At 59.0% G+C, this 14,196-nt stretch carries 14 protein-coding genes; 9 read left to right on the top strand and 5 right to left on the bottom strand.

Going from position 1 to position 14,196, the window contains the following annotated elements; all coding sequences use genetic code 11:
- The first annotated feature begins 106 nt into the window (after positions 1-106).
- Both AC1DRN_RS01285 and AC1DRN_RS01280 read left to right on the top strand, forming a co-directional pair.
- Positions 107-553 (top strand): DUF4879 domain-containing protein, encoded by a 447-nt coding sequence (locus AC1DRN_RS01285; RefSeq protein ID WP_223461027.1) that lies wholly within the window; start codon positions 107-109, stop codon positions 551-553.
- 68 nt (positions 554-621) lie between these two features.
- Positions 622-1,173: a DJ-1 family glyoxalase III gene (locus AC1DRN_RS01280; protein ID WP_223461029.1), complete on the top strand. Its 552-nt coding sequence runs from the start codon at positions 622-624 to the stop codon at positions 1,171-1,173.
- A 6-nt stretch (positions 1,174-1,179) separates the two neighbouring features.
- Here the strand turns inward: AC1DRN_RS01280 and AC1DRN_RS01275 are convergent, their stop codons facing one another.
- Positions 1,180-2,430, bottom strand: coding sequence for an MFS transporter (locus AC1DRN_RS01275; RefSeq protein ID WP_223461031.1), 1,251 nt, complete (start codon positions 2,428-2,430; stop codon positions 1,180-1,182).
- A 392-nt stretch (positions 2,431-2,822) separates the two neighbouring features.
- Here AC1DRN_RS01275 and AC1DRN_RS01270 point away from each other — a divergent pair, with 392 nt between their 5' ends.
- From AC1DRN_RS01270 to AC1DRN_RS01260, 3 genes are all read left to right on the top strand, one after another.
- Entirely contained in the window at positions 2,823-4,259 is a 1,437-nt protein-coding gene (locus AC1DRN_RS01270) for a cytochrome ubiquinol oxidase subunit I (RefSeq protein ID WP_223461033.1), read from the top strand.
- Between the two features lie 3 nt (positions 4,260-4,262).
- The gene (cydB, locus tag AC1DRN_RS01265) at positions 4,263-5,270 is read left to right on the top strand and encodes a cytochrome d ubiquinol oxidase subunit II (RefSeq protein ID WP_223461035.1); all 1,008 of its coding nucleotides are present in this window, start codon (positions 4,263-4,265) and stop codon (positions 5,268-5,270) included.
- 102 nt (positions 5,271-5,372) lie between these two features.
- Positions 5,373-5,540: a DUF2474 domain-containing protein gene (locus tag AC1DRN_RS01260; RefSeq protein ID WP_223461037.1), complete on the top strand. Its 168-nt coding sequence runs from the start codon at positions 5,373-5,375 to the stop codon at positions 5,538-5,540.
- Positions 5,541-5,606: 66 nt separating this feature from the next.
- Here the strand turns inward: AC1DRN_RS01260 and AC1DRN_RS01255 are convergent, their stop codons facing one another.
- Together AC1DRN_RS01255 and AC1DRN_RS01250 are read right to left on the bottom strand one after the other, a co-directional pair.
- Entirely contained in the window at positions 5,607-6,731 is a 1,125-nt protein-coding gene (locus tag AC1DRN_RS01255; RefSeq protein WP_477786607.1) for a methyltransferase, read from the bottom strand.
- A 174-nt stretch (positions 6,732-6,905) separates the two neighbouring features.
- Complete coding sequence (locus AC1DRN_RS01250; protein ID WP_223461041.1) at positions 6,906-7,619, bottom strand: autoinducer binding domain-containing protein; 714 nt, start codon at positions 7,617-7,619, stop codon at positions 6,906-6,908.
- A 302-nt stretch (positions 7,620-7,921) separates the two neighbouring features.
- Here AC1DRN_RS01250 and AC1DRN_RS01245 point away from each other — a divergent pair, with 302 nt between their 5' ends.
- Positions 7,922-8,698, top strand: coding sequence for a ferredoxin--NADP reductase (locus tag AC1DRN_RS01245; RefSeq protein WP_108216399.1), 777 nt, complete (start codon positions 7,922-7,924; stop codon positions 8,696-8,698).
- Between the two features lie 41 nt (positions 8,699-8,739).
- Here the strand turns inward: AC1DRN_RS01245 and mscL are convergent, their stop codons facing one another.
- Positions 8,740-9,153, bottom strand: coding sequence for a large-conductance mechanosensitive channel protein MscL (mscL, locus tag AC1DRN_RS01240; RefSeq protein WP_108216400.1), 414 nt, complete (start codon positions 9,151-9,153; stop codon positions 8,740-8,742).
- 639 nt (positions 9,154-9,792) lie between these two features.
- Here mscL and radA point away from each other — a divergent pair.
- A complete protein-coding gene (gene radA, locus AC1DRN_RS01235) occupies positions 9,793-11,160 on the top strand; it encodes a DNA repair protein RadA (protein WP_223461043.1) in 1,368 nt (455 codons plus the stop codon).
- A gap of 129 nt (positions 11,161-11,289) precedes the next feature.
- Here the strand turns inward: radA and AC1DRN_RS01230 are convergent, their stop codons facing one another.
- Positions 11,290-11,658: a PilZ domain-containing protein gene (locus tag AC1DRN_RS01230; RefSeq protein WP_223461045.1), complete on the bottom strand. Its 369-nt coding sequence runs from the start codon at positions 11,656-11,658 to the stop codon at positions 11,290-11,292.
- A gap of 160 nt (positions 11,659-11,818) precedes the next feature.
- Between AC1DRN_RS01230 and AC1DRN_RS01225 the strand changes: the two genes are divergently transcribed.
- Positions 11,819-13,885, top strand: coding sequence for a carbon starvation CstA family protein (locus tag AC1DRN_RS01225; protein ID WP_223461048.1), 2,067 nt, complete (start codon positions 11,819-11,821; stop codon positions 13,883-13,885).
- 15 nt (positions 13,886-13,900) lie between these two features.
- Complete coding sequence (locus AC1DRN_RS01220; protein ID WP_007895266.1) at positions 13,901-14,098, top strand: YbdD/YjiX family protein; 198 nt, start codon at positions 13,901-13,903, stop codon at positions 14,096-14,098.
- The last annotated feature ends 98 nt before the right edge of the window (positions 14,099-14,196 follow it).

The raw sequence follows: 14,196 nt of genomic DNA, 5'->3' as shown, positions 1-14,196 counted from the left end.
TAGCTTGGGGATATGGCTGCTTATGGCGGTGATCGTCGTCGATGTTTTGCGACAACACCAAGTACGCCATACTGCGCGCTGGTTTTTTGGGGGGGATGGGTCCTGCATGAAAAGGCGTCTGGTTAGCGTGTTCAGCGTATGGATGGCGTTGTTTCTCGGGGCTCAAACGGCCGTGGCGGCCTCGGCTGCGCCACTGACGCAATTGAAGGTGCTCAAGGTCGCGTCGCCGTCCTGTGGCGTTGAAAACATCGACGAAGGGCAAACCCGGACTCGCTGCGATCACAATGGCCCGAACATCACGGTGTACGTGCTGGAAGTCGGTTATGGACGCGAGGCCCATGTCGCCCTGGACGGTTTCGAAGTGAATGGCACCCGCACCCCGGTCTGCGCGTTCAAGAACGGCAACCTGACCAGTTGCACCCCCGGGGAAAAAACCGTCGGCTATTTGTATGCACTCGATCTGGCGGGCAAGCAGGAAGGCACGCTGACCTTCAGCAACACTTCGATCAACGCGCCCGGCAATACGATGTCGACGCAGCTTTACATCAAGTAACCACAGGTCCCGAACAAGGGGCAGGAAAGCTGACTACGCTTAAAAGATCATTCTGCGGACAATACCTGATGACCTTTAGAGCCTTGATTGCCCTCGCCGAGGGTACCGATGACCTGCAAACCGTGACCCTGATCGACGTACTGCGCCGCGCGAAAATAGAAGTGGTGGTGGCCAGTATCGAAGGGCGGCGCATGCTCACCTGCGCCCGCGGCACGCGCCTGACGTCCGATGCCATGCTGGTGGATTTACTGGCGCAGCCCTTCGACCTGATCGCCTTGCCGGGTGGTGCGGTGGGTTCGCAGCACTTGGCAGCACACCAACCCCTGCAACAATTGATCAAGGATCAGGCGGCAGCCGGTCGCCTGTTCGCCGGCATCGCCGAGGCGCCCGCCGTGGCGCTGCAGGCCTTTGGCGTATTGCGTCAAAGGCGTATGACCTGTTTGCCTTCGGCCAGCCATCAACTGTTGGGCTGTAACTTCGTCGATCAACCGGTGGTGGTCGATGGCAATTGCATCACGGCCCAGGGTTCAGGCGGCGCTTTGGCGTTTGCCCTGGCGCTGGTGGAGCAACTCTGCGGTAAAGCCACTCGCATGGCAGTGGCGGGGGAGTTGCTCGTTTAGAGAGCATCAGACTTTCGCCTCTTCCTTCTCTTCATCTTTAGCCACGTGCATGCGATCGCGGCTGGCCAGTGTCGGGAACAGTTTGACCCACACCCCGGTCACCACCAGCGTGCCGATCCCGCCCATGACCACCGCTGGCACAGTGCCGAACCAGTGGGCGGTCAGACCAGATTCGAATTCGCCCAACTGGTTCGAGGCACCGATGAACAAGCCGTTCACGGCACTGACCCGACCGCGCATTTCGTCCGGGGTTTCCAGTTGCACGAACGAGGCACGGATCACCATGCTGATCATGTCCGCCGCGCCCAACACCACCAATACCGCCAGGGAAAACCAGAACGAGGTCGATAGGCCGAAGGCGATGGTTGCCACGCCGAAGACGCCCACGGCGGTGAACATCACCCGCCCGACGTTGCGTTCCACGGCAAACCGCGCCAGGAACAGCGACATCAGCAGCGCGCCCACTGCCGGTGCCGAACGCAACAGTCCCAATCCCCAGGGGCCGGTCAGCAGAATGTCCTTGGCGAACACCGGCAGCAACGCCGTCGCACCACCCAATAGCACCGCGAACAGATCGAGGGAGATCGCCCCGAGAATGTCCGGACGACTGCGGATAAAGCGAATGCCTGCGAGCAGTGAATCCAGGGTGGCCTTGCCCTTGTTCAGCGGGGTTTGCCGGGCTGGCAGGTTGAGCATTAGCGAACAGGCGATGACATACAAAAACACCGTCGGGCCATACACCCAGACGCTGCCGAAGGCGTAGAGCAAACCGCCGAGGGCCGGGGCGACGATGGTGGCTGATTGCTGGGCCGATTGCGCGGCGGCCACCGCACGGGGAAACAGCGTGCTGGGCACGATGCCTGGCAGCAGGGCCTGGGTGGTCGGCATTTCAAAGGAGCGCGCGGCGCCGAGCAGGAAGGCCAGGATAAAGATCATTTCCCGGGTGACATGATCGGTGGCACTGCCAATGGCCAGCGACAGGGCAATCAGTGCCTGCAAGGACTGGCAGATCGCCGCGACCTTGCGTCGGTCATAGCGGTCGGCGACGTGCCCTGTGTGCAGCATGAACAGCACGCGCGGGGCGAACTCGACCAGGCCGACCAGACCCAGGTCGAGCACGTTGCCGGTCAATTGATACAGGTTCCAGCCGATGGCCACGGTGAGCATCTGAAAGCCGCTGGCGGTGAAGACCCGTGCCAGCCAGAACGCGAGAAAAGGGCGATGGTGACGTAACAGCAAGGGCTCTTGGCTGGGCATCTGCGGGAAAATCTGGGGAGAGGGGAACGACGAGATTATCACCAACCTGTAACAGAAAGTTGCCATAACAAAAACTTTAGTTAGCCAGACATCGATTTTCTCCAGGTTCCCACAGGAAAAGTATTTCAGCTCGTGACCAAGGCCGTGAGGCAACTTGTCACGCGGCAAAAGACCACGCGGTTCATCCCCGAAATTGGGACTACTCTTTCAACGTTGATTGATCCAGATCAAAACCCACAAAAGGAATTGATCCGGCGGCCGCAAGGCCAGATTTCCTGCGTTGTGATGCGTGCAAAAAAAGAACAAACAGAGATTCGCCACACTCCATATCCGTGGGGGCCGTGGGTGCAGGCTTCCAGCCAGCAGCCGTACTACCTGACAGAGGAAGACTTATGTTCGGTTTAGAGGCACTTGATCTCGCCCGAATTCAGTTCGCGTTCACCATCTCGTTCCACATCCTGTTTCCGGCCATCACCATCGGCCTGGCGAGTTACCTGGCGGTACTCGAAGGCCTGTGGTTGAAAACCCATAACGACACCTACCGTGACCTCTACCATTTCTGGTCGAAAATCTTTGCCGTCAACTTCGGCATGGGGGTGGTTTCCGGCCTGGTCATGGCCTATCAGTTCGGCACCAACTGGAGCCGCTTCTCGGACTTCGCCGGCTCGGTTACCGGGCCGTTGCTGACCTATGAAGTGCTCACGGCGTTCTTCCTCGAGGCCGGGTTCCTCGGCGTCATGCTGTTTGGCTGGAACAAGGTCGGACGTGGCCTGCACTTCTTCGCCACCGTGATGGTGGCCATCGGTACGTTGATCTCCACGTTCTGGATTCTCGCTTCCAATAGCTGGATGCAGACCCCGCAGGGCTTCGAGATCGTCAACGGTCAGGTCATACCCACCGACTGGCTGGCGGTTATCTTCAACCCGTCGTTCCCGTATCGCCTGATGCACATGGCCACGGCGGCGTTCGTCGCCACGGCCTTCTTCGTCGGTTCCTCCGCGGCCTGGCATTTGCTGCGCGGCAGGGACAATCCGGCGATCCGCAAAATGCTCTCGATGGCCATGTGGATGGCATTGATCGTCGCGCCGATCCAGGCAGTCATCGGTGATTTCCACGGCCTCAATACGCTTGAGCATCAGCCGGCAAAAATCGCCGCGATCGAAGGCCACTGGGAAAACAAGGGCGACGAGGCGACCCCGCTGATCCTGTTCGGCTGGCCGGACATGAAGGAGGAGAAAACCAGGTTCGCCGTCGAAGTCCCGTACCTGGGCAGCCTGATTCTCACTCACTCCCTGGACAAACAGGTCCCGGCACTCAAGGAGTTCCCGCCTGAAGACCGGCCGAATTCGACCATCGTGTTCTGGTCGTTCCGGATCATGGTGGGCCTGGGCATGCTGATGATCTTCACCGGTTTGTGGAGCCTGTGGCTGCGCAAGCGCGACACCCTCTACACCTCGCGGCCGTTCCTGTACCTGGCGCTGTGGATGGGGCCGTCCGGCCTGGTCGCGATCCTCGCTGGCTGGTTCACCACCGAAATCGGCCGTCAGCCGTGGGTGGTCTACGGCCTGATGCGCACGGCGGATGCGTCGTCCAACCACAGCTTCATGCAGATGAGCATCACCCTGATCCTGTTTGTCGTGGTTTATTTCGCGCTGTTTGGCGCCGGTCTTGGCTACATGATGCGCCTGGTGCGCAAGGGGCCGAAGACCGACGAAGGCAGGGAAACCAACGACGGTGGCCCCGGCCAGAAACGCACACCGGCCCGTCCGTTGTCCGCAGCCGACGACGATCATGCCGATGCCGGCCACAGCCTGACCAAGGAGATTTGAATCATGGGTATTGATCTTCCGCTGATCTGGGCCGTGATCATCATCTTCGGCATCATGATGTACGTGGTCATGGACGGTTTCGACCTGGGTATCGGCATTCTCTTCCCGTTCATTCCGGGCAAGACCGATCGCGATGTGATGATGAACACCGTCGCCCCAGTGTGGGACGGCAACGAGACCTGGCTGGTATTGGGTGGCGCGGCGTTGTTCGGCGCGTTTCCGCTGGCCTATTCCGTGGTGCTCTCGGCGTTGTACCTGCCGCTGATCCTGATGTTGGTCGGGTTGATCTTCCGCGGTGTGGCCTTCGAGTTCCGCTTCAAGGCCAGGGACGACAAGCGCCATCTGTGGGACAAGGCGTTCATCGGTGGCTCGGTCACTGCGACGTTCTTCCAGGGCGTTGCGCTTGGCGCGTTCATCGATGGGCTGCCGGTGGTCAATCGGCAGTTCGCCGGTGGTTCACTGGACTGGCTGACACCGTTCACGATGTTCTGTGGTGCGGCGCTGGTGGTGGCGTATGCGCTGCTCGGTTGCACCTGGCTGATCATGAAGACCGAAGGCAAGTTGCAGGAACAGATGCATGACCTGGCCCGGCCATTGGCCTTCGTGCTGCTGGCAGTGATCGGCATCGTCAGCATCTGGACCCCGTTGGCCCACGCAGAAATCGCCGCACGCTGGTTCACCATGCCGAATCTGTTCTGGTTCATGCCGGTGCCGATTCTGGTGCTGGTGACGATGTACAGCCTGATCCGCGCCGTGGCCCGCAACGCGCACTACACGCCGTTCCTGCTGACCCTGGTGCTGATCTTCCTCGGTTACAGCGGGTTGGGTATCAGCCTGTGGCCGAACATCATCCCGCCATCGGTCTCGATCTGGGATGCCGCCGCGCCGCCGCAGAGCCAGGGCTTCATGCTGGTGGGCACGCTGTTCATCATTCCGTTCATCCTGGGCTACACCTTCTGGAGCTACTACGTGTTCCGCGGCAAGGTCACCCATGAAGACGGCTATCACTAGCCCTGTGCACCACGAACCTTTGTAGGAGCGAGCTTGTTCCGGGCGGCGCTCCGACGATGGCGTCCTCACAGACGCCATCCACCTTAAACGGAGTAATGAGCCATGTCTGGCAAACATTCCCTGCGCGAAATTGAAGAAGCCGAAAAAAAGCCGCTGTGGCAGCGGCTCAGCTGGTTGGCCCTGATCTGGGTCGGCAGCGTGGGCGCCTTGTTCATCGTCGCCAGCCTGATGCGTCTGTTCATGAACGCGGCCGGTCTGACCACGCACTGACATCTCTCCCGTGGCCTCAGGGCACGGATTTACGACCCTCCGACCGGAGGGTTTTTTTTCGATCTGTTACTTGCGTGCCTTGAGGATCACGAATTTCGGATTGGCCGCCACTTGCTCGACGCCACGGAACAATCGCGCCAGTTTGCTGTGGTAGCCCAGGTGACGATTGYCGACGATGTAGAGCGCACCGCCCACGACCAGCGCTTCACGGGCTTGCTGGAACATCCGCCAGGCCAGGAAGTCGCCCACCACCTGTTGCTGGTGAAACGGTGGATTGCACAGCACGACATCGAGCGATTGCGGTTCCTGGCCGGCCAGGCCATCACCGGCGCGCACGATCACCTCCCGTTCACCCAAGGCTGCGCGCCAGTTCTCGGACGCCGATTGCACCGCCATGAACGACTCGTCCACCAGCGTGTAGTGGGCCTCGGGGTTTTGCAGGGCGCTGGCGATGGCCAGGACGCCGTTGCCGCAACCGAGATCGGCGACCCGCGCCGAACCGAGGTTTTTCGGCAGGTGTGGCAAAAATGCCCGGGTGCCGATGTCCAGGCCTTCGCGGCAAAACACATTGGCATGGTTGAGCAGTTCGATGGCCGGTTCGTCGAGTCTGTATCGCGTAGGGTAAGGCGACACCGCTGGCGTTTTGTCCTGAGCCGTGGCAATCAATAGCCGCGCCTTCTTCACCGCCAACGAGGCTTGCACGGGGCCGATGTAACGCTCCAGCAAGTCGCCCGCTGCCCGGGGCAGATGCTTGATCATGGCTGCGGCAACCACTTGGGTACCGGGTGCCAGTTGGCCTTGCAGGCGAATCAGTTGTTCTTCCAGCAGCGCCAGGGTTTTCGGTACACGGATCAGCACGCAGTCGAACGGCCCGGCAAGGGTTTCGCTGGCGGGTACGCTCGGCACCGCATCAAACACCAGGCCGTTGCGCACCAGATTCTTTTCCAGCCCCTGCAAGGCCAGGAACGAATCACCGCTGCTGACCACTTGCACCTTGCCCGCCAGGCTGGCCGCCAACGCGCCGAAACTGTCATTGAGCACCAATACCCGGGTGTCCGACGCCGGCTGCTGTTCGGCCAGATGATTGAGCAGGTATTCATCGGCTGCATCGAAAGCTTGCAGCGGTTCGTTCTGCTGTTCGGGCTGGCGGATCAGGTCGAGGCTGGCGAAGGGTGTTTCGAGCAAAGGCATGGGGCGGGGCTCTGGGTAATCAACGGATGTCCCGCTGCCTAAGGCGTTGGAGCGGGCGGAGCCGACCGAGTGTACTGCGTCGTGAAGGTCTACACGCCATCACTCAGGAGGGACCGCAAATGGTACGTTTTTTTTGCCTGGATTACCCGCAGGTTTTCCCGTAGTCGGGCGCTTTCAGATGGCTCCCGACCGAGCCGCGGCGATGACTGCCGCAATCTTGTTGTTGACGCCGAACTTCTCGATAGCCCTGTGCACATGAAAGTTGATGGTGCGTTCACTCAAATTGAGGATCCTGGCAATTTCATAGGCAGTCTTGCCATCGGCCGACAGTTTCAATACTTCGAGTTCCCGCCGTGACAAGGGGGGAGCCTGGGGGGGAGCCGGTTTTTTCGGTTGCATTGCGATCGCCAGAGCGTGCAAATGGCGGCTGATGAACACCGAGAACCCAAGATGCTCGTACAGCTCATAGGCTGAAATCGGGCAATGGCTTCTGGCCAGGCTGAAAATGCTGCGCAGACCGGTTTCCTCATCAAAGATCGCCTGGGACCAGCCATGCTGCAAGCCTTGTTGTCGCAGCAACTGCCATAACCATGGCGTCCTGGAAAAAAGCTCTTCACTCCAGAGAACAGGCAACATTGAATGATTGCAATGCGCCACTATCGGGTCTATTTGCGTGGCGTTGTTTTTTTCATATTGAGTATTCCACTCATGGGGGAAGTTGTTCAGGTTCACCGTACTGGTGTCGACCCCGAATGAGTTCGAAGTAATTGAAAAGCCACAAAATTTATATCCAAGGTTTCTAGCGAAACTGAGCGCGATTCGATAGGCAGTATTGATCTCTTGTGTGCGCGCCAATTGTTTGAGCTGCGACTCCTTCCAGATCTCCATACAGTGATCTCCATTAGTGTGTCTTCTGGGTGCAGAATTGGATCCAAGATCCGGCACGCCACGAAGTGTAGGACATTTCCTACGGAAGTGGTTCGACAATTTTGTTATTTTGACTGTTGGAAAAGTGTGCTCAAGGTTCTTAGGAAATAAATGGTTATGAAATGCCACATATAATTTTATATGTAGGGTTGTATTCGTATTCTGTAATCGACTACTAGTGCGCATTAATGCCACTACAAATTGTCGGTGGTTACGCTGCTTTCTTTGCGGGACACTGGGGTATCTGTTGATTGGAGCCTTCCATGTCCGTCAGTGAAGAAAAATTTACGCGCCAGACCTTGCTCGAGGTTCATCCGTTGACTCCGAACCTGTTTACCCTGCGCGCCACGCGGGATGCAGGGTTTCGTTTTCGGGCGGGGCAGTTTGCCCGGTTGGGCGTCACCAAGGCTGACGGCAGCACGGTATGGCGCGCCTACTCCATGGTGTCCTCGCCCTTTGACGAGTTCCTCGAGTTCTTTTCCATTGTCGTACCGGGCGGTGAGTTCACCAGTGAGCTGAGCCGCCTGGGCGTTGACGACACATTGCTGGTCGACCGCCAGGCCTTCGGCTACTTGACGCTGGACCGTTTTGTCGATGGCCGCGATCTGTGGTTGTTATCCACAGGCACGGGCATCGCGCCGTTCCTGTCGATACTCCAGGATTTCGAAGTCTGGGAGAGATTCGAGCGGATCATCCTGGTCTACAGCGTTCGCGAAGCCCGGGAACTGGCTTATCAGGAGTTGATCGCGGGGTTGGCGCAACTTGAGTATCTGGCTGAATACGCACACAAATTGCAATTCATCGCCACAGTCACTCGTGAGCAGCATCCTGGCGCATTGAACGGACGGATCACCACACTGATTGAAAGCGGCGAGTTGGAGCGCAGCGCGGGAGTTGCGCTGACGCCTGAGCATTCACGGGTCATGCTGTGCGGCAACCCGCAGATGATCGATGATACGCGCAAGTTGCTTAAACAGCGGGACATGCACTTGAGCCTCAGCCGGCGCCCCGGCCAAGTGGCGGTGGAAAACTTCTGGTAAGCAAAACGGCGCCTCAAAGGCGCCGTTTTATGCCAATGCAGTCAAGGCCGGTTGTTTTGGGCCTTGAGCAAGTCGCGGATCTCGCCCAGCAACTCTTCTTCCTTGGTGGGAACCGGCGGCAGGCTAGGGGCCACGGACTCCTCACGCTTCAGGCGGTTGATGGCCTTGACGCCCATGAAGATCGCAAAGGCGACGATGACGAAGTCGATGATGGTCTGGATGAACTTGCCATAGGCCAGCACCACCGCAGGAATGGCGCCGTCTGCTGCCTTGAGCGTTATGGCCAGATCACTGAAGTCCACGCCACCGATCAGCATCCCGATTGGCGGCATGATCAGGTCACCGACAAACGACGTAACGATCTTGCCGAAGGCCGCACCGATGATGATGCCGACGGCCATGTCGACCACGTTGCCTTTGACCGCGAAGGCCTTGAACTCGTTTAGCACGCCCATAGGTTATTCCTTGTTACAGATGAGGTAGATGTGCGCAGTGTAAATCAGCCAATCGCATCCTGCTCGAATCAACTGCCTGCTGTGCTTGCCAGCCATTGACCCGGGTGGCGTTGAAAAATTCACCGATTGATCTCATCTGAGGTCGGGCAGGCCTTCTGCGGAGTTCGCATGCGACGTTTTTTTCAGCGAAATAGCGTCATTTGTGTGGGCGAGCCAAGGTTGAGCGACCATTCCTGAATCGGGACGTTCAAGATGATCGGGCAGTTAGTGGCCGAGAGGTCGCATTGAAAATTAAATGCAGCTGCAGTGATATTAACTGTTCCGTTAGTTCGGGGCGTCTGACAAGTTGCGCGTTTCTCTGAATCACTGCTGCGTGTTGTGTGAATGTTTTAGAAGTTGTGCAAAAAGTATGTAAGTGAACAAAGTCTGTATAGGTTTTCAAAACGTGCGGTATGGCATGTCCCTAGAATTTATTGGCCGAGTTGAGTAAAAAACTTATACAAGGTTTGTAGGTTGGGTGCATCTGAATATACCTGTGTTTAATAAGGTTATTTGAAGTCGTCAATAGGGGCGCGAAATATCTGGCCGCACTCGCGCGCCCTGGCTGAGCTATCATCGCGTTTTTTTCCGGGAGTTCCGATGGCCAAGGCCAAGCGCATGTACGGCTGCACCGAGTGCGGCTCAACCTTCCCCAAATGGGCCGGCCAGTGCGGTGAGTGCGGGGCCTGGAACACGCTTACCGAAACCATGGTGGAAAGCGGCGGGGCAGCCGCCCCCAGCGGTCGTACCGGCTGGACCGGCCAGCAGGCGCAGATCAAGACTCTGGCCGAAGTCAGTGTCGAAGAAATTCCGCGCTTCTCCACCGCTTCCAGCGAGCTGGACCGGGTTCTGGGTGGTGGTCTGGTGGATGGCTCGGTGGTGCTGATCGGTGGCGACCCTGGCATCGGCAAGTCGACCATTCTGTTGCAAACCTTGTGCAACCTCGCCAAGAGCATGTCGGCACTGTACGTCACCGGTGAGGAATCCCAGCAGCAAGTGGCCATGCGTGCGCGGCGCCTGGGGTTGCCTCAGGATCAATTGCGGGTCATGACCGAAACCTGCATCGAAACCATCATTGCCACGGCCCGTCAGGAAAAGCCCAGGGTGATGGTGATCGACTCGATCCAGACGATCTTTACCGAGCAATTGCAATCGGCACCGGGCGGTGTATCCCAGGTGCGCGAAAGCGCGGCGTTGCTGGTGCGTTATGCCAAACAGAGCGGCACGGCGATTTTTCTGGTGGGCCACGTCACCAAGGAAGGCGCGCTGGCTGGCCCTCGGGTGCTGGAGCACATGGTCGACACCGTGCTGTATTTCGAAGGTGAGTCTGACGGGCGCCTGCGTCTGCTGCGGGCGGTGAAGAACCGCTTCGGTGCAGTCAATGAACTGGGCGTTTTCGGCATGACCGACAAAGGTCTGAAAGAAGTCTCCAACCCGTCGGCGATTTTTCTGACCCGTGCCCAGGAAGAAGTCCCGGGCAGTGTGGTGATGGCAACATGGGAAGGCACACGGCCGATGCTGGTGGAGGTTCAGGCGCTGGTGGACGACAGTCACCTGGCCAACCCGCGTCGGGTCACGCTGGGGCTGGATCAAAACCGGCTGGCGATGTTGCTGGCTGTGCTGCACCGTCACGGTGGCATTCCGACCCACGATCAGGACGTGTTTCTCAACGTGGTCGGCGGGGTCAAGGTGCTGGAAACGGCGTCCGACCTCGCGCTGATGGCAGCGGTGATGTCCAGTTTGCGCAACCGGCCGTTGCCCCACGATCTGCTGGTATTCGGTGAAGTCGGGCTTTCCGGTGAAGTGCGTCCGGTGCCGAGCGGTCAGGAGCGTTTGAAAGAAGCTGCCAAGCACGGCTTCAAGCGGGCCATCGTGCCCAAGGGTAATGCGCCGAAAGAGGCGCCGGCTGGATTGCAGATTATTGCTGTGACCCGGCTGGAACAGGCACTCGACGCGCTGTTCGAGTAACTGACAGACGAAACACAAACCCTGTAGGAGCGAGCCTGCTCGCGATTGCAATCTGACAGTCACATTGCTGCTGGCTGACACACCAAAATCGCGAGCAGGCTCGCTCCTACAGGGGGAATTCGATAATGGCTAGATTTCGATCAGGGCACCCAGTTCGCGTTCCAACTCTTCTGGATCAGCGAGGTTGAGCTCGATCAATCGCCGCAGGCGCTCGATGGACTCCAGGCTGATGTGCCGGCAAACAAACCCGAGTTGGCCATGGTCGTCGTGGGCCAGTTGCACATCCATGGTGATGCCGGCGTCTTCGCCCAGATGAATGTCGACCAGAAAATCCTGCTGCGGATTGCCCAGCCACGGATCGGGTCGCTCGATCAGCAACCCCTTGAGCGACAGATCAATCAACGTCACCGGCCAGGTGAACTCACCCTGACTCAGCTCGGTTCGGGCATCGAACGCAATACGTTTGAAGCGGCGACGTTCGGCGGGGTGCTCGCTCATGGCGCGATCCTCGTAGATGTACGCTGACTATAGACCTGCATACTTCAAGGCGGCCAGCGCGTGCAGGTGTCCAGACCAATGTCGGGGTATGGTCTTTGCCGTCAGGAGAGCTAAACTCGGAGTGGTTGTCTTTCTTGTCCACTCTGGCTGGAATATCAAAATGAAAAATAACAATAGCCCGCTACGCCATTTGCCTTGGCTGGTGCTGGCAATCACAGGTGCGTGCGCCCTGGGTGTCGTGGCATTGCGCCGGGGCGAGGCAATCAACGCCTTGTGGATTGTGGTCGCTGCCGTGGCCATCTATCTGGTCGCCTATCGCTACTACAGTCTGTTCATCGCTAACAATGTCATGCAACTCGATGCGCGACGGGCCACGCCTGCCGTGCTCAACAATGACGGTCTGGACTACGTTCCTACCAACAAACACATTCTCTTCGGTCACCACTTCGCCGCCATCGCCGGCGCGGGGCCTTTGGTCGGCCCGGTACTGGCGGCGCAAATGGGCTACCTGCCCGGCACGCTGTGGCTGATCGCCGGCGTGGTGCTGGCCGGTGCCGTGCAGGACTTCATGGTCCTGTTCATGTCCACCCGCCGCAACGGTCGCTCCCTGGGCGACATGGTCCGCGAGGAAATGGGCCGCATCCCCGGCACCATCGCGTTGTTCGGCTGCTTCCTGATCATGATCATCATCCTCGCGGTGCTGGCGTTGATCGTGGTGAAAGCCCTGGCCGAGAGCCCGTGGGGTATTTTCACGGTGATGGCGACCATCCCGATCGCGATGTTCATGGGCATCTACATGCGCTACATCCGCCCGGGTCGCATCGGCGAGATCTCGGTGATCGGCGTGCTGTTGCTGCTCGGCTCGATCTGGCTCGGCGGGCAGATTGCCGCGGATCCGGTGTGGGCCAAGGCGTTCAGCTTCACCGGTGTGCAAATCACCTGGATGCTGATCGGTTACGGTTTTGTCGCGGCGGTGTTGCCGGTGTGGTTGATCCTGGCACCCCGTGACTACCTGTCGACCTTCCTGAAAATCGGCACCATCGTCGCCCTGGCCATCGGCATTCTGATCACCATGCCCGAGCTGAAGATGCCGGCCCTGACCCAGTTCATCGACGGCACCGGCCCGGTGTGGAAGGGCGGGCTGTTCCCGTTCCTGTTCATCACCATCGCCTGTGGCGCGGTCTCGGGTTTCCATGCGCTGATCGCCTCCGGCACCACGCCGAAACTGCTGGATAACGAAACCAACGCCCGCTATATCGGTTACGGAGGCATGCTGATGGAATCGTTCGTGGCGATCATGGCCATGGTCGCTGCGTCGGTCATCGAACCGGGCGTGTATTTCGCCATGAACAGCCCGGTGGCCGTGGTCGGCGGTGATGTGGTGGCCGTTGCGACAGCCGTCAGCAACTGGGGCTTTGCGATTACCCCGGAAGCCCTGCAAGCGGTGGCCCACGATATCGGTGAAACCACCATCCTGGCACGTGCCGGCGGTGCACCGACCCTGGCGGTCGGTATCGCGCAGATCCTGCACAGTGTTCTGCCGGGCGAGAACACCATGGCGTTCTGGTACCACTTCGCGATCCTGTTTGAAGCATTGTTCATCCTGACCGCGGTCGACGCCGGTACCCGTGCCGGGCGCTTCATGCTCCAGGACCTGCTCGGTTCGTTCGTGCCGGCCCTGCGTCGCACCGAATCCTGGACTGCCAACCTGATCGCCACCGCCGGTTGTGTGGCCATGTGGGGCTGGTTGTTGTACCAGGGCGTGATCGATCCACTGGGTGGCATCAACACCCTGTGGCCGCTGTTCGGCATCTCCAACCAGATGCTGGCCGGTATCGCGCTGATGCTCGGCACCGTGGTGCTGATCAAGATGAAACGCCAGCGTTATGTGTGGGTCACCATGTTGCCGGCGGTGTGGCTGTTGATCTGCACCACGACAGCGGGCTTCATCAAGCTGTTCGACGCCAACCCGGCGATCGGCTTCCTGTCGCTGGCCAAAAAATACAGCGATGCGCTGGCCAACGGTCAGATCCTCGCCCCGGCCAAGGACATCACCCAGATGCAGCACGTGATCTTCAACGCCTACACCAACGCAACGCTGACCGCGCTGTTCCTGTTCGTGGTGTTCAGCATCCTGTTCTATGCGCTCAAGGTCGGTATTTCCGCCTGGGGCAGCAAGGGGCGTACGGATAAAGAATCGCCATTCCAGGCGCTGCCGGAAGTGTGATCGAGGATTTGCACCATGTTCAATGACCTGAGTCGCCTCGGCAAATACCTCGGTCAGGCCGCGCGCCTGATGGTCGGCATGCCCGACTACGACAACTACGTCGAGCATATGCAGACCAAGCACCCGGACAAACCGGTGATGAGCTATGAGATGTTCTTTCGGGAGCGTCAGGAAGCCCGTTACGGTGGCAAGGGTGGGCCGAAGTGCTGTTGATCCGGTTGTCGGATTAACGGCAATACCTGTGGGAGCGAGCTTGCTCGCGATGGCGGACTGTCAATCAACAGTGATGTTGAATGTTAAGCATGTTAAGC

It is taken from the genome of Pseudomonas sp. P5_B3 (assembly GCF_056400405.1).
The sequence above is the reverse complement of the archived record's forward strand: the minus strand, read 5'-3'. Positions and strand labels throughout refer to the sequence as shown.

Excerpts from the sequence above, each read along its gene's own strand:
- AC1DRN_RS01285 (WP_223461027.1), top strand. The coding sequence starts at position 107 with ATGAAAAGGCGTCTGGTTAGCGTGTTCAGCGTATGGATGGCGTTGTTT.
- AC1DRN_RS01280 (WP_223461029.1), top strand. The coding sequence starts at position 622 with ATGACCTTTAGAGCCTTGATTGCCCTCGCCGAGGGTACCGATGACCTG.
- AC1DRN_RS01275 (WP_223461031.1), bottom strand. The coding sequence starts at position 2,430 with ATGCCCAGCCAAGAGCCCTTGCTGTTACGTCACCATCGCCCTTTTCTC.
- AC1DRN_RS01270 (WP_223461033.1), top strand. The coding sequence starts at position 2,823 with ATGTTCGGTTTAGAGGCACTTGATCTCGCCCGAATTCAGTTCGCGTTC.
- cydB (WP_223461035.1), top strand. The coding sequence starts at position 4,263 with ATGGGTATTGATCTTCCGCTGATCTGGGCCGTGATCATCATCTTCGGC.
- AC1DRN_RS01260 (WP_223461037.1), top strand. The coding sequence starts at position 5,373 with ATGTCTGGCAAACATTCCCTGCGCGAAATTGAAGAAGCCGAAAAAAAG.
- AC1DRN_RS01250 (WP_223461041.1), bottom strand. The coding sequence starts at position 7,619 with ATGGAGATCTGGAAGGAGTCGCAGCTCAAACAATTGGCGCGCACACAA.
- AC1DRN_RS01245 (WP_108216399.1), top strand. The coding sequence starts at position 7,922 with ATGTCCGTCAGTGAAGAAAAATTTACGCGCCAGACCTTGCTCGAGGTT.
- mscL (WP_108216400.1), bottom strand. The coding sequence starts at position 9,153 with ATGGGCGTGCTAAACGAGTTCAAGGCCTTCGCGGTCAAAGGCAACGTG.
- radA (WP_223461043.1), top strand. The coding sequence starts at position 9,793 with ATGGCCAAGGCCAAGCGCATGTACGGCTGCACCGAGTGCGGCTCAACC.
- AC1DRN_RS01230 (WP_223461045.1), bottom strand. The coding sequence starts at position 11,658 with ATGAGCGAGCACCCCGCCGAACGTCGCCGCTTCAAACGTATTGCGTTC.
- AC1DRN_RS01225 (WP_223461048.1), top strand. The coding sequence starts at position 11,819 with ATGAAAAATAACAATAGCCCGCTACGCCATTTGCCTTGGCTGGTGCTG.
- AC1DRN_RS01220 (WP_007895266.1), top strand. The coding sequence starts at position 13,901 with ATGTTCAATGACCTGAGTCGCCTCGGCAAATACCTCGGTCAGGCCGCG.